This is a genomic window from Litoreibacter roseus (assembly GCF_009811795.1).
Classification (GTDB): Bacteria; Pseudomonadota; Alphaproteobacteria; order Rhodobacterales; family Rhodobacteraceae; genus Litoreibacter; species Litoreibacter roseus.
In genome coordinates, this window is sequence record NZ_BLJE01000002.1 from 105326 (window position 1) to 128180 (window position 22855).

At 56.2% G+C, this 22855-nt stretch carries 17 protein-coding genes; 8 read left to right on the plus strand and 9 right to left on the minus strand.

Annotation, left to right across the window (positions count from 1 at the left end):
* Positions 1 to 44: 44 nt before the first annotated feature.
* The 6 genes from KIN_RS07535 to KIN_RS07560 all read right to left on the minus strand — a co-directional run bounded on the left by KIN_RS07535 (position 45) and on the right by KIN_RS07560 (position 12016).
* A complete protein-coding gene (locus KIN_RS07535; RefSeq protein ID WP_159805644.1) occupies positions 45 to 1661 on the minus strand; it encodes a hypothetical protein in 1617 nt (538 codons plus the stop codon).
* Positions 1658 to 2644, minus strand: a complete 987-nt coding sequence (locus tag KIN_RS07540; RefSeq protein WP_159805646.1) for a PP2C family protein-serine/threonine phosphatase — start codon at positions 2642 to 2644, stop codon at positions 1658 to 1660. Before KIN_RS07540 ends, KIN_RS07535 begins: the two co-directional genes overlap by 4 nt.
* Entirely contained in the window at positions 2628 to 3569 is a 942-nt protein-coding gene (locus KIN_RS07545; RefSeq protein ID WP_159805648.1) for an FHA domain-containing protein, read from the minus strand. Before KIN_RS07545 ends, KIN_RS07540 begins: the two co-directional genes overlap by 17 nt.
* A gap of 76 nt (positions 3570 to 3645) precedes the next feature.
* A complete protein-coding gene (locus tag KIN_RS07550) occupies positions 3646 to 5952 on the minus strand; it encodes a serine/threonine-protein kinase (RefSeq protein ID WP_159805650.1) in 2307 nt (768 codons plus the stop codon).
* A 305-nt stretch (positions 5953 to 6257) separates the two neighbouring features.
* A complete protein-coding gene (locus tag KIN_RS07555) occupies positions 6258 to 10226 on the minus strand; it encodes a translocation/assembly module TamB domain-containing protein (protein WP_159805652.1) in 3969 nt (1322 codons plus the stop codon).
* Positions 10226 to 12016 carry an autotransporter assembly complex protein TamA gene (locus KIN_RS07560; RefSeq protein WP_243144858.1) on the minus strand — a complete coding sequence of 597 codons (1791 nt, stop codon included), beginning with the start codon at positions 12014 to 12016 and terminating at the stop codon, positions 10226 to 10228. Before KIN_RS07560 ends, KIN_RS07555 begins: the two co-directional genes overlap by 1 nt.
* A 230-nt stretch (positions 12017 to 12246) precedes the next feature.
* Here KIN_RS07560 and KIN_RS07565 point away from each other — a divergent pair, with 230 nt between their 5' ends.
* The 5 genes from KIN_RS07565 (at position 12247) to KIN_RS07585 (ending at position 18317) form a co-directional block, all read left to right on the plus strand.
* On the plus strand, positions 12247 to 13659 hold the full coding sequence (locus tag KIN_RS07565) for a cytochrome ubiquinol oxidase subunit I (protein WP_159805654.1): 1413 nt from the start codon (positions 12247 to 12249) through the stop codon (positions 13657 to 13659).
* A gap of 12 nt (positions 13660 to 13671) precedes the next feature.
* The gene (gene cydB / locus KIN_RS07570; RefSeq protein ID WP_159805656.1) at positions 13672 to 14676 is read left to right on the plus strand and encodes a cytochrome d ubiquinol oxidase subunit II; all 1005 of its coding nucleotides are present in this window, start codon (positions 13672 to 13674) and stop codon (positions 14674 to 14676) included.
* The gene (locus tag KIN_RS07575; protein ID WP_159805658.1) at positions 14676 to 14768 is read left to right on the plus strand and encodes a DUF2474 family protein; all 93 of its coding nucleotides are present in this window, start codon (positions 14676 to 14678) and stop codon (positions 14766 to 14768) included. The genes cydB and KIN_RS07575 overlap by 1 nt, the downstream gene beginning before the upstream one ends.
* A gap of 85 nt (positions 14769 to 14853) precedes the next feature.
* Positions 14854 to 16029, plus strand: coding sequence for an acetyl-CoA C-acyltransferase family protein (locus tag KIN_RS07580; protein ID WP_159805660.1), 1176 nt, complete (start codon positions 14854 to 14856; stop codon positions 16027 to 16029).
* Between the two features lie 107 nt (positions 16030 to 16136).
* Positions 16137 to 18317 (plus strand): ATP-binding protein, encoded by a 2181-nt coding sequence (locus KIN_RS07585; RefSeq protein ID WP_159805662.1) that lies wholly within the window; start codon positions 16137 to 16139, stop codon positions 18315 to 18317.
* Here KIN_RS07585 and KIN_RS07590 read toward each other — a convergent pair.
* Positions 18253 to 19248 carry an asparaginase gene (locus tag KIN_RS07590; protein ID WP_159805664.1) on the minus strand — a complete coding sequence of 332 codons (996 nt, stop codon included), beginning with the start codon at positions 19246 to 19248 and terminating at the stop codon, positions 18253 to 18255. The two genes, KIN_RS07585 and KIN_RS07590, sit on opposite strands and share 65 nt — an antisense overlap.
* 164 nt (positions 19249 to 19412) lie before the next feature.
* On the opposite strand from KIN_RS07590, the gene KIN_RS07595 reads away from it, so the two are divergent.
* Together KIN_RS07595 and rlmN are read left to right on the plus strand one after the other, a co-directional pair.
* Positions 19413 to 19940: an invasion associated locus B family protein gene (locus KIN_RS07595; RefSeq protein WP_159805666.1), complete on the plus strand. Its 528-nt coding sequence runs from the start codon at positions 19413 to 19415 to the stop codon at positions 19938 to 19940.
* Between the two features lie 96 nt (positions 19941 to 20036).
* A complete protein-coding gene (gene rlmN / locus KIN_RS07600; protein ID WP_159805668.1) occupies positions 20037 to 21224 on the plus strand; it encodes a dual-specificity RNA methyltransferase RlmN in 1188 nt (395 codons plus the stop codon).
* Positions 21225 to 21286: 62 nt separating this feature from the next.
* Here the strand turns inward: rlmN and KIN_RS22240 are convergent, their stop codons facing one another.
* Complete coding sequence (locus KIN_RS22240; RefSeq protein WP_174239106.1) at positions 21287 to 21463, minus strand: hypothetical protein; 177 nt, start codon at positions 21461 to 21463, stop codon at positions 21287 to 21289.
* 145 nt (positions 21464 to 21608) lie between these two features.
* Complete coding sequence (locus KIN_RS07605; RefSeq protein WP_159805670.1) at positions 21609 to 22199, minus strand: L,D-transpeptidase; 591 nt, start codon at positions 22197 to 22199, stop codon at positions 21609 to 21611.
* A gap of 154 nt (positions 22200 to 22353) precedes the next feature.
* Between KIN_RS07605 and dalA the strand changes: the two genes are divergently transcribed.
* On the plus strand, positions 22354 to 22851 hold the full coding sequence (gene dalA / locus KIN_RS07610) for a divisome-associated lipoprotein DalA (protein ID WP_159805672.1): 498 nt from the start codon (positions 22354 to 22356) through the stop codon (positions 22849 to 22851).
* The last annotated feature ends 4 nt before the right edge of the window (positions 22852 to 22855 follow it).

A 22855-nucleotide genomic window follows, 5' to 3' on the forward strand; every position in this document is an offset into this window, starting at 1 on the left:
TTCGGCATTGTTAGGCGAACAGATACAGTAAGCCCCACAAAGGCTTATGCAGCGTTAAGAAGGTCCAAATCACGGCGAAGTTGCAGCAAAAGCGTAACAGCGTCGAGCGCAGCAACGCCTGCGTCTTCCATCTGCAACAGGACAAGAATGTCCAATGCATCCGTCACATCTTCCTGAAGTGCGGTCGCTGAGGGGTCTTCAGACTGTTCGAGATTCGCGCTCAGCGTCTCAAGCGCGGCCTGACAACGCTCAATGATGAGTTCACTGTCCGGATCAGCCGATCTATCAGAATCACCTTGGATAGCGGTCGCCGCACTCGCCAAAATTTCTCGCGCACTCTCAACCCCGAACGTCTCCAAACCAGAATCATCCTCGACGGACTGTGGTTCAGGCGCTTCCGCGGCGACGTCCTCCGGCGACTCAGCGTCTACCGGCGGCGCCCCCACGAAGTCTACGGTTGTCTCTTCTTCGAGTTCCTCGACACGTTCTGACGCGACCTCCTCCACCGGGAGTTCAACGGCCTCTTCATCAGTCTCGCTCTCGACCGGCTCGTCGGCAGTCATCTCATCTACGACATCCACGGGCGGCAGCAAATCAAGAGGTGCACTGTCTTCAGGCACTTCCTCTATCTCTGGAGAAGGCTCTTCCGCAGGCGGGATATCAGCAAGCTCAGCATCGACCTCTTCGAATGTCAGCCCTTCTTCGGGTTCGATTTCAGGTTCAGCAAAATCCACCGGCTCGTCCGTCGCGAAAATCGGATCAGCCAGCTTTGCAACAACGGGCTCAGGCGCCACGGACGCCGCATTAGGGGCATCAACCTCCGGCTCATCCTCGAAATCGTCTGGAACATGTCGGGCCAAGAAAAGTTCAACCTGGTCGAGACTGGCGCGCTGGCCCGCATCGACCTGCTTCTTCACACCTGAGATCAGCGCAGGCGCACCGCTGGCCTTGAACATATCACGGTTCAGTTGACCATCCGGTGCGTTTGCGGCCAAAGCTTCCAAAGTCGCAAGCGGCAATATCTTCAGAAACCAATCTGCGGCGACACCTTCGAGTGCTTGAAGGTGGCTTTTCAAAACGCCCTTTTCGGACGCGATATCTGCTTTTGTGACAACCAGGAAACCATGGTCTCTGAGCGCGTCTGGTACGCTATGCCAGATCTTTCTCTCGTTTGGGGCGAAAGCTTGCGTGCACCAGATCGCGATGTCCGTTCTGCGGCATGCCCACGCCACGGCCTTCATATGGTCGCGCTCATCTCCACCAGCGGCGACTTCGAGCAGGCTGATTTTGCGCAGTGCAGGCAAATCCGCTTCAACCGCGACCAAAACGGGGGCCATGTTTGCCGCTTCCTGCAGCGCGATACCGTCCAAGGTCGCCGTAGAGCCGTCGCCAAGCGTGCAAATGGTCTTTGCCTCGGCGCCATAGCGCAGTTCCAGCGTGGGCAGGCGCAAGCCAGCGGGTATAATCTGCTGACCAACAAGCAAGTTTACCAAACTGGATTTCCCGGCCCCTGCCGTCCCAAACACGGTCACCCGCACGGGCTGACTTAGGCGCGTCAGCAGACGCGCGCCATTTTCGATAGCCTTGGACGGCAAGTTTGCTGAAGCGAGTGCTCGCTCCAGCCGTTTCGTTGCCGCCTCAGGCGACAGGGGTTCGGTCATTTAGCTTGGCCTGCCACTTTCGGTTCGCGAATAAACGTCGTCGGTGTGGTCACGATAGGCTCTCGAACGAGGTCGTCGTCAAGGGCTTCGTCTGCCGCGACAGGCATATTGTCGACATTTCGCACATTTCCGCGGGCGCTGAGGGCTTGCGCCCCGTTCGCAAGCGGTGTTGTCTTGGCTCTTGCGGTGGTAGACACGTCGTTGACGCGGATTACACAAATTGAGATATTGTCCTGATCCGGGTCGCCAAGGCGCTCTATGGCAGCCAAAAGAATATCAGCAATCTCAGCGCTGCGTTTCTTCCGGTTCCGATGGAGAAGGCGTTCGATTTGTTTCTCAGACAAGTATTGTAGCCCATCGGAAGCGACCACAACCATATCACCGGCCTTCAGGGTCGTCGGTTTCGCCGGGCAATCCACCTTCGGGATCCGATCACCGATCAGAACAGATGTCAGGCAGTTCCGATCCGGGTGGTTCGCGCCGACCTCCGGTTCCATCAAACCGCTTTTGACCATGAAATCGATCTGCGGCGCCATGGAGTGATCTTCGTTCAACTGTTTCAGCTTACCGCCGCGCAGCATATAAAGCGGAGAGTCACCGATAGAGATCCAGTGCAAGCGATTTTCGACAAGAACGGGTGCGACAAGCGTCGCCCCCATGCCACGGGTGTCAGGATGGTCTTCCACGTGGTCCCGCACACATGCGTTCGCGGCATCAGCTGCGTGACGCAAAATCTCCTCGGCATGCGCTTCGAAGTTATCGATGTTGGCGCATTGGAACTTCAGCTCGCTGAATACTTCCGTAAGAATGATCTTGCTGGCAACATCGCCTGCTGCGTGTCCACCCATACCATCCGCAAGGACGGCAAAGCCGGAATTTGTTCCCATCGGGAAGTCCGCCGTCACGGCGTCCTCCTGATAATCTCGCGTGCCTTGGCTTATGCCAAGTGCGACGTCGAAGCGTGGTTCATGCGATCGCCACATCGTCGTCGCCCTCCGTTTTGTCGGTTTCCCAGTTGAAGTCAGGGCCACACAGCGCGACCAGCCGAAGTGTTGTTTCGCCGATTACGATCTCATCGCCATTCGACAGCTCTTCAGTGCTGAGAAGGGGTTTACCGTTCAAACGCACCAAGTTTGACTTTCCACCGTGTCCCAGGTGGAACTTGTGGTCCATAGGATCGTAGGCAATCGCCGCGTGGTTTGTGCGGGAGATACTCGTGTCGCCAAAATCAAGTTGGACTGCCTGATCTTCACCCCGTCCGATCTGTGACATGCCTGCAAGCAGCGCATAGCTTTCACCGCGACCGGGCCCATCTGCGACGATGATCCAGCCAACCGGAAACTTTGCACGGCCATTTGCGACCTGACGCGCCTTCTCGTCGAAGAGATCGACGACGGGGCTTTCTGTGGGGTCAAAGCCCAGCAATCGTGTCTTGGTCCGCGCAGCACGCCGTCCGGGTCGACCGGAAGGCTTTGCGATTGGCACGGGTGCGGAAGCGTCTGCAGCAGGCTCCGGTGTCGGCTCAGGGACAACGCCGGCAAAAGGATCAGCTTCTTGCGGTGCTGCAGGTTCAGCTGTGTCGATATCCCAGACGTTCATGGCAGGTTTTGCCGCTTCCGGCTCGTCCGGCTTCTGTATCGTCACATCGCTTCTTGCAATGACACCGCCCAGATCAAGTGACGCGGGAGCGTCCAGATCTTCAGGCGATGTGCTCAATTCAGCAGCCAGGTCCGCCAATGGAAGATCGTCCATCTGAGGTTCTGCAAAAAGACTTTCGCCTGCCGCTTTCAGGGGGTCGAGACCGACGTCCTCATTCAGCGTGTCTTCGAGGACAAGCCGTTCGTCTTCTTCCGACGCGCCGCCTTTATCGGCGGATTTTTTAGCGATCATTTCGCGAATAAACTTCATTGTCCTGCCTCTTTCTGATCCGATCTCTCAACGCGGATGGTGATGTTCCCCCAGGAAACTGATGCACACCGATCCATCATTGCTCTTCCGTGCTGTAGTTAAATGATGCGACCCACATGAAGTTGTCCCGTGACACAGCAAAATTGAAGAACTCAATTTCGTTTGCAACTTCGCGCGTCATGATCTCCGCCATGGTGATATCTAGTCCGACCCGTTCGCTTGTTGGGATATAAGCTACAATAATATCCCCAACTTGTAGATCGTTTTCATTATTTTCAGGCACTGATGTGACAACAGTTTGCCATTCTTCGCCTGCGAACTTGCTCTGAAATTCGATTCCGTTGAGCAGGGCAACTTCCTGGACAACTGGTAACGCGATGTCATTGCGCGTAATCTCTGTTGCCCCGCTATCCTTCAAGCCAAACTGAATCTGAACCAACGGAACGTCGCTTGATGCCGCAGCAGCCTGTAAAAGAGGGCCAAGATCAGACGAGTCGCTGATTTCGGTGCCATTCACCTCGACCACAGCCTGACCTTCACGCATCCAGTCCGCAGCGGTTGGGTCGAGATCCTTGATCACAACATCAGAGCCCTGAGTGGTGGTAAACGGCAGATCGACCGAAAGACCGGTGACCACGAGGCGCGACTGTGCCGAGACCGGTTCGAGCACGTCAGGAATAACTGCGCCATCGCGCGGTACAAAAACGATTGCGGAACTGGCGCGCGAACTGCTGTCAACGGCGGGTTCTGCGGGTCCGTCCGGAATGACCGCGATGTCTGCTTCTGCGAACGAATTAGTCAATTCGTTAGACCGTTGAACAGGAATTGCGGATGTCGCACCCTCGGCCGCGTCTGATTGCCCTGCGGTCTCATCATCTGTCGATAACAGGCCTGATCCGACGACCCCGAGGGCTGCGACAATCGCAATCGCCGCCGCAGCCCCAAGGAACAACATCCCACGCGATTTTGCAGCGTGCGGAGCAACCGGAACCTCGGCGACCTCCTCAGCAGCGCTGTCATCTTCTGTGTGCTCGATAGTGTCTTGCGCGATGATGTCCGTCTGATCGTCAGAGTCCGACGCAGTAGCAATATCGCCTTCTGCATCATCTTCCTCGATGTCTTCTTCAACAACTGGATCGTCACTCTTGTCCGTATCAATAATCTTATAGCTGGACGCGGGGAACTCGTTCACATCGTCAAGGTCGTCTGAGACCTCTGCACTTTCTTCTTTATCGGCCAAATCTTCAGCCGCAGTGATTTCTGTCTCTGCCTTGTCATCTTCAGGTTCTTCAACCACAACCTCTTCTGCCGGGACGGGAATTTCCTTCAGAGCAGGTTTCTCCTCGACCACGGCGCTCGTGGAAACAAGCTTAGCGACGGTCGCGCTGATGACAGCATCGTCTTGCGTCGAGGCCGCACCCTGTTTGGGCAGAACTGGATCAAACTCTTCGCCCTTCAGCATTGCAAGCCACTCTGCGGCTGATTGAAGGCGGTCCTTTGGGAACACGGCAAGGGAACGGTCCACAGCCGCCAAAAACTTAGGATCAAGACCTTTGCCTGCCTTCTCGGAAAGCGGGACATAGGGATCTGGCTCACTTGCCGCGATCGCTGCTAGGCGTGCTTGACTGTTTGGTGGCGTTTCACCTGCGGTCAGGTGATAGAACGTCGCACCCAAAGCATAGAGGTCACTGTAAGGCCCCTGCTTGCTGCCTTGGATATAGAATTCCTGCGGGGAGTAGCCGTCTTTGACGACACGCATTGCGGACAAAACACGGCTCTTCTTCGTTGCTTCTTCACGAGCAGCGCCAAAGTCGATCAGAACCGGATTGCGTGTTTTCGCATCCAAGAGAATGTTATCGGGCGAGATATCCCGATGCAGCATGTCCTTGCCATGGATGAACCCGATGGCGTCAAGCAGCTTCTCAAGGATCGGCTGGACCTGCTCGGGCGGGATCATCTGCCCCCCCTCCTCAAGCGTCTCAAGCAAGTCGTAGCCTTCGACAAAATCAAGCGCCATGTAGGCGGTGTCGTTGTCTTCGAAAACGTGATGCACGCCCACGATGTTCGGGTGATTCAGTTTCGACAAGTTGAAAGCTTCTTTGACGAAGAGCTTTACGATCGACTTGTATTCAGCCTGATGCGCGCGCGACCGCGCCGCAACGATATTGTGACTGCGGCGGCAGAAAGATCCCGGGAAGCATTCCTTGATCACAACCTTCCGGTCGAGACTGTCCCGCGCGAGATATGTAATGCCGAATCCACCACTGTTGAGAAAGCTCTCAATGGTGTACTGGCCATGCATAAGCACAGTGCCCGGCTTCAACTCATCGGAGAAGCTCGACGACGCGTCACTCTCTGTTTTCTTCTCAGCTGCGGTACTCATCTTTCACCCACTAAGTCGCTCTGTCGGGGACTATTCCCAAAATGGCGACAAAGCCCCTCTGTCCTGCTAACTATCCCAAACAATTTGTTCAAATCATGAAGCCAATTGGCCCATTTGTAGTCACAAAGCCGCCTGAAACCTTTAAAAGCCCATTAAATACAAAGGCTTCTCAAGGATCGCCGGAAAATGTGGCAGCGGCTGGGCGGTCGCGTGAATGTAAACGAAGTGTAAATCACCCCGAGTCGCGCGACCCTGAACAAGAGATTCTCTTTCGCTATGCCCGTCTTCGGACGTATGAACAGGTCTTAGTAATCCCGCTTGAAAAAAACACCGAGAGAGGTGTTGCCATCGGCGCCCAGCGTGCCTTTCGCTGTGATGGAAGATGTCAGATCGATGTTCAACGATACGGAGCTGTCCGTTGAAGCCCCGACCGTCACGTCAGTGTAGACGTTGTCCGAAAGGTATTTGCCCGCCCTAACCGCTGTTCCGCCGTCCGAGTTGGTCGTTACGTCGAGATCATCCAGGTCAAATCCGCGCCTGAGCTGCGACACGATGCTGTTTCCTCCGCGCCCCGCGAGTGTAGCGACTGCGTTTGCGAGCTGCAGAGCCTGAAACGCGGATAGCTGACTGACGTCGCGTCCAAAGAACAGCTGGGCCAGAACCTCGTCTTGGGGTGCGGCTGGTGTTGACTCAAATCGCACTTCTGGGGAAGAGGCCGACCCTTCGATGACAACGCTCGCCGTTCCTGTCGCAGTGTCCGTCACCGCAACGAAACGCAGGAACGGATTGAAATCCCCCTGCAATTGGATGGTACCCTCATCCAGCGTGAACCTCTGTTCGAGAATATCCAGTCGCCCGCGTATCAACTCAAACCGACCGGCGGAGACGATGTTGTTTGTTGTGCCAGACAAACGCAGGCCGCCGCCCAGTTCCGCGTCGATCCCACGACCCCGAACAAAGATCTGAGACGGCGCCCGGATAGCAAGATCCAAGGCATAGCCGGGACGGTCCGCGCCAGTCTGTTCTTCAGGAACCTGTTCCAGCCCTGCCCGGGCGAGCGTTTGCGCGATACGGGGGGACGGGTTTACATGCACGACCTCTGGAACGATCCCGAAGCCGCCAACACCGGACGACGGCACAGTGATCGTCGTTCGACCAAGCTCCAGATCGCCGGCGATCCGGGCACCGCCCTGTAGATTGCCCGCAAGGGTGACCTGCCCATCGACTTCGGTTTCATATAGCGACGGATCCACGAGCCCCAACCGGATCAGTTGGACACGAAGGTCTGCGGGATTTGGCGCGGCAAGCCCTATGGTTCCAGACACCGTAACCCGGCCACTGGTCGTTGACTGAGCGGTAAGATCAAGTGCCGCACGGCTTCCCTGAAGGTTGATCGTTCCGCCAATGTCTTCGAACGCCAGTCGAAGGTTCGGATCGGCAAACCGGCCACCGGATATTGTGATATCACCCGACACAGCGTTCAAAGACGCAGGGCCATCTATTTGCAGCGCGAACCGGGTGTTTCCTGAAATCCGCCGGGGCGTGATAAACGGATTGGCAAGACCTAGTGGTGCGGTGCCTTGCGCGCTCACATTCAATTGGCCTTCGTTGGAAACCGTTCCGGCGATCTGCGCTCTAGCACCCGCGGGTCCGTCCAGAACAGTTGCCACCTGCCACCTATCACCACTTTCTCGCGCTGTGCCATCTAGGACAACAGATCCGTTCACGTCAGTGACCAAAGGACTGATATCTGGGACGCGCACGGTATAGGACAACGACCGCACCGGCCCTGTAACGACGCCACGCAAGCGAGCCGTGGATTGATAAGGACCCGTCAAATCCGCATTCACGATCCAGTCGTCGTCAGGCTGTTCTGCCGTCCCCGTTATGGTCGCAGCCCCGCGGTATTGGGGGGCAAGCGGATTCACATCCGGTAACCGCACGTCATATTGGATCGAGGGCGAGGCCCCAGTGGCACGCCCGGCGACTGACGCGGTCAATCCATAGGGCCCTGCGACATCTGTCTGGATCTGCCATCCCTCGACTGTTTGCTCGGCGGTGCCGTCCAACTCAACGGCACCGGTAAACTGCGGAACCAGTGGGCGGATGTCGGGCAATCTTACTTCATATTTCACATTCGGGTTTGGTCCGGTCGCCATGGCATCCACACGCGCCGACAGATCATAGGGGCCCGCCAAATCCGCAACGACCTGCCAGCCGTCGACCCTTTGCGTGGCAATGCCGTCTACGGACAACGCGCCGCTGTACTGTGGCACCAGCGGCTGGACGTCGGGCAGGTTCAACTGAAATGCCACCTCGGGGGTCTCGCCCGCAAGACGACCTGCGATCTGTGCTGTTGTGTCAAACGGGCCTTCTGCCATCGTCAGAACGGACCATCCCTCCGGCGTTTGCGTTGCAGTACCATCTAGGAGCAAAGGGCCGGTAGTATCTGGGATAACCAAGCCTGAATCGTTCAACCGGATGTCGTATTCCGCGAAGGCATCATCGGTAGCAAACCGGCCTGAGGCCTCAACTGAGATCTGATCGTTTGAGACGTTTGCTCGCTCCAGAACCGTCCCATCCAGAGTGCGACGGGCGGCAATATCCAGTCGTGTCGTCCCGGCCAAAACGGTGTCTGCCTGTGATTGATCCAGACGAAGATCAGTTGCATTACCGGCGATAACCACATCAAAAGCGCCCCCCAAAGCAGTGGAGCCCGCGATATCAAGCGTCGCTTGTCCGCCCAGTGACCGGCCCGCAAGACCTGAGAAGCGTTCAATGGACTGCGCCGCAATGCTTAGATCAAACGCAGTCCGCAATCCTTCCCCCAATGCGTTCACATCTACATCACCGGTCAGTGCGTAATCCTCCCCGCCTAAGTTAAGATCAGTGAGACGCAGAGGCTGGTCTTCTACATATTCAACAGCAAACGACCCCTCGATCTCCGGCCCGACGGCTTGTTGAAGCGCCTCATCGCCGAAGGCGATCCCGTCCGCAGCAATGTTCATATCGGCGGTGACCTGGCCGACCGCATTCACATTGCCTTGCAGAATGCCGCGGCCATCCAGTGCAATGCGGGCCACTTCCATCTCACCACGGATCAGGTCAAGAACACTCGCGCGCGCAGACCATGTGTCGCCAGCATCTCGGTCATACTGAACTGAAAGATCAACGCTGCCGACCCGCGTCGGCGCCCCGCCTATGGGCAAAAGAACCGTAGTATCGTCTTCTGGCGCGATCCGACCCGTCAAATTAATCAACGTCGGCCAATTGTCCCGGTTTAAAGCCACCTCGCCCGAAAGCTGCAATGCATCCGTTTCCAGAGCAATCTCGGACAGATCTAACGCACCCTCTGCTGTTCGCCTCCCAGCGACAACAAGGGAGACATCTTCGCCAAAGAACGTCCGATACTCTGGCGCGAAAAGCGCCGTGACATCGCCGCCCAAGTTGGCGGTGAACCGGCGGGCGGCCTCTGACCCCGGCTGTGCACCGTCTCCGGCAAGCGTCACTGTTCCAGACAGGCGATCCTGCCCGTCCGTCGCAACGGAAATCGTGGCCTCAAAGTCATCAAGCGGACCTTCGCCGGCAATCTGCAGCGCCACATCCGGTTGACCCGGCAATGCGAGAAGCCGCGAAACGATGCCGCCAGGCCCTTCCGACAGATCGATCATGATACCAGTCGCTTGCGTGTCCGCGGCGTAGCTGGCGTCGATGATAAAGCGCCCGGTCCGGCCATCCACTCGTTCTGCCGTCATCTGAAGGGCACCCGATCCACCGCTGAGCCGAGCGCTGGCCTCAAGCGTGAGCTCAACCGCCTCGCCAATTACCGGGGCGCCGAGCACGATCCGATTGGCGGACAGGCTGTCCACTTGAATGGAAACCGGCAGATCGGGAAGGGAAAACTCGCTTGCTTCAGCTGCAGGTGGCTCGCCGGGTGCCGGCTGCGGAAGCCGCGACAGAAGAATTGTCTCTGCAGACAGTTCCTGAACCTCCAACCGGCCGCGCAGCAAAGCGGACCGGTTCCAGTTCAGCCTCAGTGTTTCAAGTACCAGCCAAATGCCCTGTTCGTCCGCGATGCTGATCCGGTCAATAGACGCTTCTGAACTGAGCGCACCGCGAAATCCGGTGATACGCACATCGCGACCTTCACCACCCAAAGAGTTTTCTAGAAGCTCAGTCAAAAATCCCCGATCTTCATCCGAGGCTTCCTGCTGCGCGAACACAGGTGTTGCGAAGCATAACAGGCAGAGAAAGATTCTGAGGAGCCCGGTCATCAGAACGCCTGCCCTATGCCGATGTAGATCTCGAAACCGGTGTTGTCATCCGGCCCACTGACCGGCACGCCGACATCAAGCCGTACTGGCCCAATCCCGGTGTCATATCTCAGACCGATCCCCGCGCCGCTGTGCCATTCACCCGAGCTTCCATCGGGAAAGTTTTCCGGACCCACATAGCCCGCATCGTAGAAACCGACCACGCTGAGATTGTCCCCGGTTCTGGCCCGGATCTCACCAGAAAGACCTAGAAATGATCTGCCGCCGATTAACTCGTCGTCTGGCAATTCAATCCCGAGCGATTGGTAGTCCTGCCCCCGCACAGTACCACCACCGCCAGAGTAGAACAGGAAATCAGATGGGGCGTTTTCGACCGTCGGTCCGGACAAGGCGCCAAGCTGCGCGCGCACTGCAAAGGTCAAGCGGTCATCAGGTCCGGTGCTTGTGTAAGCCCGACCGTCAAGATAGGCGCGTAGACCATCATCCGTGCCATCAATGCTAAGAAAAGGTGTCAGATTTGCCTGCGCGTAGTAACCTTCGGTCGCGCTGAGCCTGTTGTCGCGATAGTCGAAGGTGGCGCTCATGGGAACGGTGAAGATGGTATAGCTCTGATTGCCAAACGCATCTTCGGTCTCAGCGGTCGTGATACCAACACCAAGCGTATATTCCCGCCGCGCGCTCGCGTAGCGCCTAATGCCCATTTCGACCGAGGCTTGGCGTGAATTAAAGTTCACCTCATCCAGACGCTCCAGCTCGGTCAGGGCGTAAAAATCTGTGTCTTCGTTGAAAGTCGCCGGGCGGTCAAAGCGCGTGAGGAACCGGAAGTCTTCGCCGCCGGTGTCGCCGCCGATACCTTCGATCTCAAATTCAAACCGAAGTCGCTCGGCGCCGCCCAGAAGATTGCGATGCATCCACGCGCTCGAAACGGAAATCCCTTCCTGTGTCGAAATCTCGGCGCCAAACTCAAGCCGCCGGGGCTTTTCCTCGATTATCTGCGCATTTATGTCGAGGGTGTTGCCCGGCCCTATCTCGTCCGCTTCGCTTAGCGCAACCACCCGGAATGTTCCCGTACGACGCAGGCGCGTGGTGACCCTGTCCAATTCTTCAGGAGAAAAGGTCTCGCCCGTCGGCAACCCGGCGATATCGCGGATACGCGACGTGCGCACATCCTCGTTGCCGCTGATCACCAGGTCGCCAAAGTCCAGCTTTGGTCCTGTGTCTAGCGTGATCCGCGCGTCAAGCCGGCGATCGGGGTGACGCGCGGTGATCTCTTGTCCTGCGACCTCGGCCTTTGCGCGCCCCAACTCACGCCACCGTTCGATGGCCACGTCAACCGTATCCCGCAGCACGGGCGTTCGCGCGACTTCGTTGGTTGCAAAACCGTCGGGCAGTTCCGTCCCCCGAGCAACAGGCGCAATGGACGCGGCCCCAAACCGATAGCGTGGGCCAGCCGTGACCCGGACCACCACAGTGCGAATGGCCGTGGGTGGGGAAATAGGCGGAATGGACGCGGCCTCGCGCCCGTCAATTTGGATCGTGATCCCAGGACCAAAGTAGCCTTCGCTGTAGAGCGCGCCGATCAACCGTTCATAGTCTGCTTGTGATGCTGCTAAAATATCTTGAGGCGTCGCTTCATCATCCAACTGATCCAGAAGCAGTGACTGCTTCAGTGCCGCATTCAGATCTTCATTTTCCGAAGTAGATTGAATGACAAGGTCGAAAGCCTGCACAGGTATAGATGACAACAAAAGAAAAGCAGTGCAGAAGCTGAGGGCTACGGAGTGTCGCAAGAGGACTATGTTTCCCACAATCAGAAGAGCACGGACCGACAATATACATCAAATCAGAAACCGCCAATCAAGTTCCCTGTGATCGGCGCTTCGCTGCGAAAAAGGTGCGACAATCGGCTTTGCTTTCGGTCAATTTGCATCATGTATCCCCAAATGCTGACGCTTATATTTACTGCAAAGGCGACCCGGTCCGCCGCGCCGCCGCGTCCTAGCAAAACACGAGGTTAGACATGTTGGACGGTTTTTCGGCCGAGACACTTGCACGCGTTCAATTTGCGTTCACCGTATCGTTTCACATCATTTTTCCTGCCTTCTCCATTGGGTTGGCAAGTTATCTGGCTGTGTTGAACGCCCTATGGCTGAAAACGCGAGACGAGACCTATCTGAAACTTTTCACGTACTGGAAAAAGATCTTTGCCGTGGCATTCGGCATGGGCGTCGTGTCGGGCATTGTCATGTCCTACCAGTTTGGCACGAACTGGAGTGTTTTCTCAGATAAAACCGGACCGATCCTCGGGCCGCTTATGGCCTACGAAGTTTTATCCGCCTTCTTCCTGGAGGCAGGTTTTCTCGGCATCATGCTGTTTGGGCGGGAGCGAGTGGGTGACAAGCTGCATATGTTTGCAACCGCCATGGTCGCTTTCGGCACGTTGATGTCCGCCACATGGATTCTTTCCGTAAACTCCTGGATGCAGACGCCTGCAGGCTACGCCGTTAACGACGTGGGTCAATTTATTCCTGAGAACTGGTGGGAGATCGTCTTCAATCCCTCCTTCCCGTATCGGCTGGTCCACATGACTTTGGCTGCCTATCTGACGACCGCCTTTGTGGTCGGTGCGGTCGGCGCACTTCATTTGCTGCGGGATCGCTCGGATAAGGAAGCGCGGCGCATGTTTTCGATGGCCATGTGGATGGCAGTTGTCGTCGCACCAATCCAAATTGTCGCAGGCGATTTGCACGGTCTGAACACGCTGGAATATCAGCCCGCCAAGGTCATGGCGATGGAAGGTCACTATGACAGCTATCCCGACGGTGCGCCGTTGATTTTGTTTGGCATTCCGAATGCGGAAGAAAAGCGGATTGACTACGCGATCGAGATCCCGAAACTGTCCAGTCTGATCCTGAAGCACGATCTAAACGCACCGCTCGACGGTCTGGACACCATTCCAGACGAAGATGAGCCACCGGTAGGGATCGTGTTCTGGAGCTTTCGGATCATGATCGCCATTGGCATGGGTATGCTTGTGATCGGCGCGTGGAGCTTGTGGCGGCGGGTCCGAGGCAAGCTTTACGAAGACAAGTGGCTGCAGCGCGCGGTTCTTTTGATGGGGCCAAGTGGCTTCGTCGCTGTGCTGGCAGGTTGGATCACGACAGAGGTCGGGCGCCAGCCGTTCACAGTATACGGTGTAATGCGCACCAGTGAATCTCTCGCACCGGTGGCGGCGCCTGCGGTGGCGGCGTCTCTGACTGCATTCATCATCGTCTACTTCTTCGTATTCGGGGCGGGGACATTCTACATCCTGCGGATGATGAACATGCGAGCCGACACCAAGAAACTTGGTTTGCGGGATGGGCCCATTCGAACTGCGGGCATCACACCTGCGCAGCAATGCAACGATCTGCAAACGCAGCCCGGCCAATAGGAGACGTCAAATATGATTTTGGATCTTCCGTTTATCTGGGCCGGTATCATCGCATTTGCCGTTTTGGTTTACGTCATCCTGGACGGCTTTGATCTGGGCGTGGGAATTCTGTTTCCATTCGTGAAGAAAGATATCGACCGGGACGTGATGATGAACTCGGTTGCACCTGTTTGGGACGGCAATGAAACATGGCTGGTTCTGGGGGGGGGCGGATTGTTCGCCGTCTTCCCGCTGGCCTACGCGGTGGTGATGCCGGCGCTTTACATGCCGATCATCCTGATGCTTCTGGCGCTGGTCTTCCGTGGCGTAGCGTTTGAGTATCGGTGGCGCACCAAGCGCTGGAAGGGTGTGTGGGACATCGCGTTTTTCGGCGGTTCCGTGATGGCAGCGTTCATGCAAGGCATTGCTCTGGGTGCCTTGGTGCAGGGTATCGAAATGTCCGACCGCGCTTATGGAGGCGGCTGGTGGGATTGGCTCACCTATTTTTCACTGATTACCGGGCTCGCCGTTGTATTTGGATATGCGCTTTTGGGCTCCACGTGGTTGGTGATGAAGACCAGCGACGATCTGAACAGTCGGATGCGCCGCTACTCTGTCAGATTGGCGGTTATCACGCTTGGCTTCATTGGCCTTGCCAGCCTGCTGACTCCGTTTCAGGACCCGGTTTACTTTGAACGCTGGTTTGCCTTCCCGGGTGTCTTTGTCAGCGTCGCGATGCCAGCGCTTGTTCTTGTGGCGGCTTTCCTTTTGTTCCGCGGACTGTGGGACGACAAGGATGTCCAACCGTTCTTCGCGGCGCTCGCGCTGTTTCTGCTGTGCTTCATCGGGATCGGCATCAGTTTTTATCCCAACATCGTACCGCCATCGCTTTCGATCTGGGAGGCCGCAGCACCGGATTCGAGCCTTCAATTTGCTCTTGTCGGAACCGTGATCCTTGTCCCCATGATCTTGGGCTACACGGCCTACGCGTACTGGGTATTCCGCGGGAAGGTCGATCCAAGCGAAGGGTACCACTGATGAAAAAGCTCGCTTGGTTCGTGGGCATCTGGATCGCAAGCGTCGGCGTGCTTGCAGTCGTGGCTTACGGAATCCGCCTTGCCATCACCTGACAAGACGTTGCGTTCGCCTTGCTGATTTGACATTTTGATCGACCCCGCGCTTCGCTATCGTTGCTGAATATCTGGGAGGAACATCATGACAGACATCGTTATTCTATCAGGCGCGCGCACAGCGATCGGGACCTTCGGCGGATCCTTGGCGAGCACGGCGCCCATTGATCTAGCAACGGTCGTGACAAAAGCCGCGCTGGAGCGTGCGGGTGTCGAGGGCGGCCAAATCGGTCATGTAGCCTTTGGTCATGTCATCAACACCGAACCCCGCGATATGTATTTGTCCCGCGTCGGAGCAATGCAGGCAGGTATCCCGGACACCACGCCAGCGATGAACGTCAACCGACTTTGCGGCTCCGGCGTGCAGGCGATCGTTTCGGTCGTGCAATCTCTCATGCTTGGCGATGCGGAGTATGGGGTTGCGGGTGGCGCGGAAAACATGAGCCGCTCGCCCTACATTTTACCGCAAGCACGCTGGGGTCAGAAGATGGGTGATGCTGGCGCTCAGGATATGATGCTGGGCGCATTAAATTGCCCATTCGGCACCGGCCATATGGGCGTCACCGCCGAGAACGTATCAGAAGAGTGGGAAATCTCTCGCGCGGCTCAGGACGCCTTCGCCATGGAAAGCCAAACCCGCGCAGCAAACGCGATTGAGCAAGGTTATTTCAAAGATCAGATCGTCCCAGTAGAGGTGCGCGTAAAACGCGATATTGTTGCCTTTGACACCGACGAGCATCCCAAAGCCACCTCCCTCGAAGCGCTGTCCGGTCTGCGCGCGGTCTTCAAGAAAGACGGCAAGGTCACGGCGGGCAATGCTTCAGGGATCAATGACGGTGCAGGCGCGCTGGTTTTTGCCAATAGCGATGCGGCCAAGCGCGACGGCTTGCCCCCCCGAGCGCGCGTATTGGGATACGCCCATGCAGGCGTCCGGCCCGAGGTTATGGGTGTTGGACCAATTCCGGCGGTTGAAAACCTCCTGAAGAAAACCGGTCTGGCGATTGATGACTTCGATGTCATCGAGTCCAACGAGGCCTTCGCGGCGCAAGCTCTTGCCGTCAGCAAAACACTCAAAATGGATCCGGCACGCGTCAATCCAAATGGAGGTGCGATCGCGTTGGGCCATCCCGTTGGGGCGACCGGCGCGATCATTACGGTCAAAGCCCTGTACGAGCTAGAGCGTACAGGCGGTAGCAAAGCATTGATCACGATGTGCATCGGTGGCGGACAAGGTATCGCACTGGCAATCGAACGAGTTTAGCGCGCCGTCTGCTTCGTAATCTTCGAAAGTAACTTCCGTTAAGGGCGTTTTCACGCGGCGTTGTCACACTGTAGGTCAAATTCCGATTCTACGGCTGTGATGTAGCGATGAAAGATTTTACGCATGAAGACGAACTTCAGCAGGAGCGCCGCGCGCGCCTTGCCGTCGAACGTCGGCTGGAATTGAAGCAAGCGGAGCTGATCGATGCAAACCGCAAGCTGTCCAACCACGCGCTGTCGCTGTCCACGCAGATCATCGACCAGCGGCGCGTCGTGAGCCAATTGGAAGGTCAAAACACAAAGGTCGTGCACGACCTCGAGATGGCAAATAGCAAGGTGATGATGGTGGAACGTCTCCTGTGGGACGCGCTCGAAACCATTCAGGATGGATTTGCCCTTTTTGATGCTGACTTCCGACTGATCATCGCGAACCAGCCGTATCTGCGCGCGCTTGACGCGGGCTCTATCGGACCCGGGAACACCTACGCCAAAATTCTCGACCTGTGTATCGAGGAAGGCATCGTTGATCTGCAGGGCATGCCCGAAGACGAGTGGTTCGATTTCATGCTGGGGCGTTGGCAAGGTCAGGCCATAAGCCCCATTACCCTGCGCCTTTGGGACGGTTCCTACATAAAAATGGCGGATCGGCGCACAAGTGACGGCGGGATCGTTTCGCTGGCGCTCAACATAACGGATGCCATTCTCAGGGAAGAGGAATTGCGCGACGCCAGAGATACCGCTCAGGCTGCGGACCGTGCAAAATCTGCGTTCCTCGCAAAAATGAGCCACGAGTTGCGCACGCCAATGAATGGTGTGGTTGGAATGGCCGATTTGCTGTTGGAGGGGGATCTAGATGAGGAAGAGGTTCTCTATGCCTCTACCATTCGCAACTCGGGCGACGCGCTTCTGGGCATCATCAACGACGTGCTCGACTTCTCTAAAATGGAAGCGGACAAGCTGGAACTGAAGCCGGAAGCCTTCAACCTAGAACGCATCGTTCAGGATGTTGCGCTGATTGTCGAACCAGTTGTTCACGAGAAAAGCTTCACCTTCACCGTGGATTTCGACCAGTTCTTGCCCATAGAGTACATCGGCGATCCCGGACGACTACGTCAGATTCTTACGAACCTTGTGGGAAATGCGATCAAATTTACGGAAAAAGGTTTTGTTCTGATCCGCGTTACAGGGATGCCCATGGAAGACGAGGGCATGTTCAAGCTGACCTTTACGGTGGAGGATTCCGGCATCGGAATCGACAACGAGAAGATCGATCACATCTTCGGCGAGTTCAATCAGATAGAAGACGAGGCCAACAGGAAATACGAAGGGACAGGTCTGGGCCTCGCCATCACGCGAGGATTGATCGAACAGATGGATGGTGAGATCTGGGTCGAGAGTGAAAAGGGCGAAGGCACTTGTTTTGGGTTCTCCCTCCCGATCCAATTGGCCGATACACCTGAAATCGCAACACCCCCCCTGCCCGATGGGCTAAAATCAGCACTGGTCCTATCGGACGATGACACGGATCGAGCCGTTTTGAGCCGCCGTCTGGAACAAGCTGGACTAAACACGCGGCAAGGCGCGCTTTGCGATGGCGACCCTGACAATGAAAGCCCACCGGACGTGACATTCATTGTCGCGAACGAGGACATCGAGCAAACACGATCAATCTGCTTGCGGATAGCGTCCACGTCCCCGGTCATTCTGGTCGGCAATGCCAAGCATCAGAGCTTGCGTCTGGACAGGATCCCCTTCCTCCGCAAACCGATCCTGAAAACCAACCTCTTCGACAAACTGGCGGAACTGCCGCAATTCAAGACCATTGACTCAACCGAAGACGAGCCACAGTTGCCGTTGTGCCGCGTGCTCGCAGCGGAGGATAACAAGACGAACCAGCTTGTCTTCAAAAAGATGATCAAACGGCTGAACGTAGACCTCCGCCTCGTGGAAAACGGAAAAGAGGCCGTCGAGGCATTCAAGAAGGATACTCCGGACCTCGTATTCATGGACATCTCGATGCCAGAAATGGACGGGATGGAGGCCACACAACTGATCCGTGAATATGAAGCCGCGAAGGACATTTCACCCGTTCCAATCGTCGCGATGACGGCGCATGCTTTGTCCGGGGATGAAGAGCGGATAAAAAATTGTGGTCTTACGCATTACATGACGAAGCCGCTTAAAAAGCATCTGATCGAAGAGCACATAAATGGCGTCGCCGCGACTATTTCGCCGTCAGAGCCGGATCAACCTGCATTCGGCCCGTCACCAGACCCCGCCAATTCGTGATTGGACCAACAGTCCGCTTCTGGACCAGTGGATCATCTGGATCCAGCACGCCGTAGCGCACTAAAAGGGCGGCTATGGATGCCTCAGACGCGCGGGTTGCGCCATCGACAATTTTAAGCGCAATCCCAAGTTGCTTACCCGGTAAGATCGCGATGAACACGCCTTCGGCCCCGGTCTTGATGGCCGCCTGCCCATTCGCCGCGCCCATAAGTTCCGTGCACGCCCTGCCCTTTCCCGCGACCAAATCGGGATGTGCGATCATCGCCTCAACAAGCCGCTTTGCCGCCACGCCACGTGCATCGGATGTTTTTGACACCATTTGGGCTGCGGCGCGGGCAAGACCGGTCAACGTCGTTGCGAAATTCGGGGCGGAGCAGCCATCAATCCCATATGTGGGGGAAACCAACCCGGTCATGTTTTCGAACGCATCCCGGACGGCCAGTTGAACCGGATGATCGATCTCAAGATATTCCGGCCTCGCATTCAGATGCCTGCCTAGCGTCAAAAATCCGGCGTGTTTTCCGGAGCAATTGTTATGCAATTGGCAAGGTTTATCCTGCGCACGGATCAACTGCTCCGCCATGTCTTTATCCGACGGCGCCTGCACACCACAGCGCAAATCACCTTCAGAAAGTTCGAGATTACCAAGCCATGCCCCCACCCTATCGGCATGCATTGCAGCCCCTTCGTGGGAGGCGCAAGCAAGGGCCAGATGCTCAGACGTCAAACCGAACCGATCCGCCGCACCACTTTCGATCAGCGGTAACGCCTGCACCATCTTGCAGGACGACCTGGGATAGATCACAACCTCGGCATCGCCCCACGCTTCGACCACCTCGCCCGCGGTGTTGCAGACCACAGCATGACCAAGATGTAGCGATTCAAGCAGGTCACCACGCCAGATTTCCAGCATTCGAGCGGGTTGTGTCATTCCAATCTCCTAGATGCGAAAATCCGCTAACGGGCCTTTCCCAACGCATGGCTTTTGCGATAGAATTTTGCAATCGAGATTTTAGCGTGCGGCATTCGCAACCGATCCCGTAAAGGGACTTAGGATGACGCACCGAGGCAAGGACAGCTGGAGCTGCAATAAAAATGAAGACATCTTTGAAAATCGTTGGCCTTTTGTGTGGGGCGGTTCTGGCGGTCGGATCCGCAGTCGCTCAGGAATCGACAAACCGGGTGGCCAAAAAAACGGATTGGAACGTGTTTGTTGAGGAAAGCCCGACAAAGCAGTGTTGGGTTGTCAGCGCACCGACCGAAACCGTGAACACCAGAGAAGGCCGTGTGGTCGCCGTGAACCGTGGCGATATTCAGGTTTTTGTCAGCTACTGGCCAAGCGAAAACAAAATGGGCGAAGTTTCGTTCACCGGCGGCTATCCGTTTGGCGATGGCACAACCGTTTCCCTTCAAATCGGGTCTGGCAGCTTTGAGATGTTCACGACTGGGGAAATGGCATGGGCGCTTCCAGCGGATGACAGCAGGATCATCTCCGCCATGAAGCGGGGATCTGAGGCTGTCCTGACAGGTATATCGGCCAAAGGCACGACGACGAAAGATACCTTCTCGCTTCTCGGGTTCACCGCCGCAATTGAAGAGGCCGAAAATCAATGCGGAACCTGACGGGCCGCTGAGCGTCGGCAGCCTCTGCGCCGTTCCGTCATGTTTTCCTTCGCTGGCGTTTTGGTGTAAGGCCAAGTTTCGCTGAAAGAGGTTTTCATGACGACGGCTCCTATCACACAGGATGTTCTAACGATCCCGCGCAAAAATCCGACGGACGGCCCGCGCAATCTTGTCGGGCTGACACGGGACCAGCTGCGCGAGACGTTGATCGAGGCAGGAACGCCGGACAAGCAGGCCAAGATGCGGGTCGGCCAGATCTGGCAGTGGATCTATCAGAAGGGCGTGCGCGACTTTGATCAGATGACAAATCTGGCGAAGGACTACCGCGCGCTTCTGTCTGAAAGATTTACAATCTCCTTGCCTGAAGTTGTCAGCAAACAGGTCAGCGATGATGGCACGCGCAAATATCTGGTGCGCATTGCCGGCGGGCATGAGGTCGAGGTCGTCTATATCCCCGAAGAGGGACGCGGCACTTTGTGTATCTCATCGCAAGTCGGGTGCACGCTTACCTGTTCCTTCTGTCATACCGGCACGCAAAAGCTGGTTCGAAATCTGACTTCCGGTGAAATCATCGGGCAGGTCATGCTGGCACGCGATGATCTTGGTGAGTGGCCAGAACCGGGCAGGAATCCCAAGGACGAAACGCGGTTGCTGTCGAACATCGTACTTATGGGAATGGGCGAGCCGCTTTATAATTTTGAGAACGTCCGCGACGCGATGAAAATCGCGATGGATCCTGAAGGTATCAGCCTCAGCCGACGCCGTATCACGCTGTCGACATCCGGCGTTGTGCCGGAGATCGCGCGCACAGCGGAGGAGATCGGATGTCTTCTTGCTGTCTCGTTCCATGCGACCACCGATGATGTTCGGAACCGGCTGGTTCCGATCAACAAACGCTGGAATATTGAAGAGCTTCTCGGCGCGCTGCGCGCCTATCCGAAGCTGTCCAACAGCGAGCGTATCACCTTCGAATATGTGATGCTGAAGGACGTCAATGACAGCGATGAAGATGCTCGGCGTCTGGTCAAACTGATCAAGGGCATTCCGGCCAAAATCAACCTGATCCCCTTTAACGAATGGCCCGGCGCGCCTTATCAACGGTCGGACTGGAAACGGATCAAAGCTTTCGCGGATATTATCTATAAAGCGGGCTATGCATCGCCGATCCGGACGCCACGGGGCGAAGACATTATGGCCGCATGCGGTCAGCTTAAGTCTGCAACCGAGCGGGCGCGCAAGAGCCGCAAAGAAATTGCATCTGAAGCGGGATTGTCTGAGGCTTAGGCAGAAAAAAAGGCGGCGCCGAAGCATCCGCCTTTTTCAAATCACTGAAGTTTAAGTCAAACTTAGGACGCTGCGAGAGCAACCAAAGCGACAAAAAGAAGTGGGATCAGGATGCCGCCAGCGGACGTCGTCGCCTCTTCTTCTACAACAACAGGCTCAACAACTGGATCGTCGAAACCGCCTGCAAATGCAGTGGATGCAGCCAGTGTGAATGCTGTGGCAAGTGCGATCTTTTTCATTTCTCAATTCCTTCCAAGATGTGCTCCTAACCCAAATCGTTTTTCGCATGGGATTAGAAACAGGATACAGTACCCCGTCACGAGTCTATTTGCATCATACCGAAGTGTAGGCAAGACCAAGATAAACTAAGGCAGTAATAAGGCGTTAAATCAGCAACACCTGTGTGCCGATTTTCGACTTCTCAAAGACCTCGGCGATGTGTTCGTTATAGAGGCCAATACAGCCGTTGGACGACTTACGCCCGATCTTGCGCGTGTCGTGAGTTCCGTGGATCCGGTAATAGGTCCAAGTCAGATACAACGCGTGTGACCCAAGCGGATTATCCGGTCCGGGGCCTACGAATTCCGGCCATTCCGGATTTCGTTTTCGCATCGCTGGTGTTGGCGCCCAGGAAGGGCCTTCAACCTTACGAATAACGGATGTCCGACCACGACGTGTCAGGTCCTCCGACAGCGGAACGCTGGACGGATACAGTTTGTAATTGCCTTCCTGCGTCCACATGTGAAGCGCACGGCTGTCGATATCCACGAGGATGGCGCCATTCTTCAAATTGCTGAAATATGGCTGCCAGTCCAAAGACCGGAAACTGGAGATGTTCCGCTTCACAATGTCGTTCGGATCCCGGGAACCGACGGCAGTTTGTGCAAATCCGGGCGTCGCGACAGCACCTGCTGCGGCAGCTGTACCAGCGATAAATCCCCTGCGGGACAGTTTGGAAAATGTATCTTTGGTCATGACGTCCTCATGGTGTTTCAAGCGTGTTTTATGGCCGGAATGTCGCTATCGCAAATCAAACTATGGTGTGTGTGGCACTTTTGAAACTGTCGGTTTGAACGAAAGTTTCAATCGGTCTAAGCAATTCACAAAATTTGAAAGGACGGACGCTGTAATGGCCAGATTCGGAATTCTAATTGCCGCGCTGACAGTCGTGTTGAGCGCATGCGCTCCAACTTCATCCACGGACGGCGGCAACGGCGCGGTCTACCGCATTCGCAACAGTGACGAAGCCAAGGTACAATTTAGGGCGCTGGACTCGGTCAACGCTCTGCGTAAGGCCTCAGGCGCACAGCGTCTGACCCTTGACCCAAACCTTACGGCGGCAGCGGCGACTCATTCGCGTGATATGTCGGTACAAAACCGACCGTGGCACTTTGGATCAGACGGATCCTCTCCGTTGGACCGGGTCGAGCGCGCTGGCTATCAGGGCCAGCTGGTTGGCGAAAACATTTCGGAAACCTACGAGAACGAAGTCGAAACGATCTCTGCCTGGATGCAAAAGCCGGACACGCGGAATGTTGTTCTGGCCAAAGATGCTCGGAAGATGGGGTTTTCGTGGTTTCAGGAGCCCAATGGAAAGATCTGGTGGACTATGGTGACCGGCAGCTAACCCA

Coding starts and splice junctions, on each gene's coding strand:
- KIN_RS07605 (WP_159805670.1), bottom strand. CDS start 22,199: ATGACCAAAGATACATTTTCCAAACTGTCCCGCAGGGGATTTATCGCT.
- KIN_RS07555 (WP_159805652.1), bottom strand. CDS start 10,226: ATGACCGGGCTCCTCAGAATCTTTCTCTGCCTGTTATGCTTCGCAACA.
- KIN_RS07585 (WP_159805662.1), top strand. CDS start 16,137: ATGAAAGATTTTACGCATGAAGACGAACTTCAGCAGGAGCGCCGCGCG.
- KIN_RS07575 (WP_159805658.1), top strand. CDS start 14,676: ATGAAAAAGCTCGCTTGGTTCGTGGGCATCTGGATCGCAAGCGTCGGC.
- KIN_RS07540 (WP_159805646.1), bottom strand. CDS start 2,644: ATGTGGCGATCGCATGAACCACGCTTCGACGTCGCACTTGGCATAAGC.
- KIN_RS07595 (WP_159805666.1), top strand. CDS start 19,413: ATGAAGACATCTTTGAAAATCGTTGGCCTTTTGTGTGGGGCGGTTCTG.
- rlmN (WP_159805668.1), top strand. CDS start 20,037: ATGACGACGGCTCCTATCACACAGGATGTTCTAACGATCCCGCGCAAA.
- KIN_RS07550 (WP_159805650.1), bottom strand. CDS start 5,952: ATGAGTACCGCAGCTGAGAAGAAAACAGAGAGTGACGCGTCGTCGAGC.
- KIN_RS07545 (WP_159805648.1), bottom strand. CDS start 3,569: ATGAAGTTTATTCGCGAAATGATCGCTAAAAAATCCGCCGATAAAGGC.
- KIN_RS07590 (WP_159805664.1), bottom strand. CDS start 19,248: ATGACACAACCCGCTCGAATGCTGGAAATCTGGCGTGGTGACCTGCTT.
- KIN_RS07535 (WP_159805644.1), bottom strand. CDS start 1,661: ATGACCGAACCCCTGTCGCCTGAGGCGGCAACGAAACGGCTGGAGCGA.
- cydB (WP_159805656.1), top strand. CDS start 13,672: ATGATTTTGGATCTTCCGTTTATCTGGGCCGGTATCATCGCATTTGCC.
- KIN_RS22240 (WP_174239106.1), bottom strand. CDS start 21,463: ATGAAAAAGATCGCACTTGCCACAGCATTCACACTGGCTGCATCCACT.
- dalA (WP_159805672.1), top strand. CDS start 22,354: ATGGCCAGATTCGGAATTCTAATTGCCGCGCTGACAGTCGTGTTGAGC.
- KIN_RS07580 (WP_159805660.1), top strand. CDS start 14,854: ATGACAGACATCGTTATTCTATCAGGCGCGCGCACAGCGATCGGGACC.
- KIN_RS07565 (WP_159805654.1), top strand. CDS start 12,247: ATGTTGGACGGTTTTTCGGCCGAGACACTTGCACGCGTTCAATTTGCG.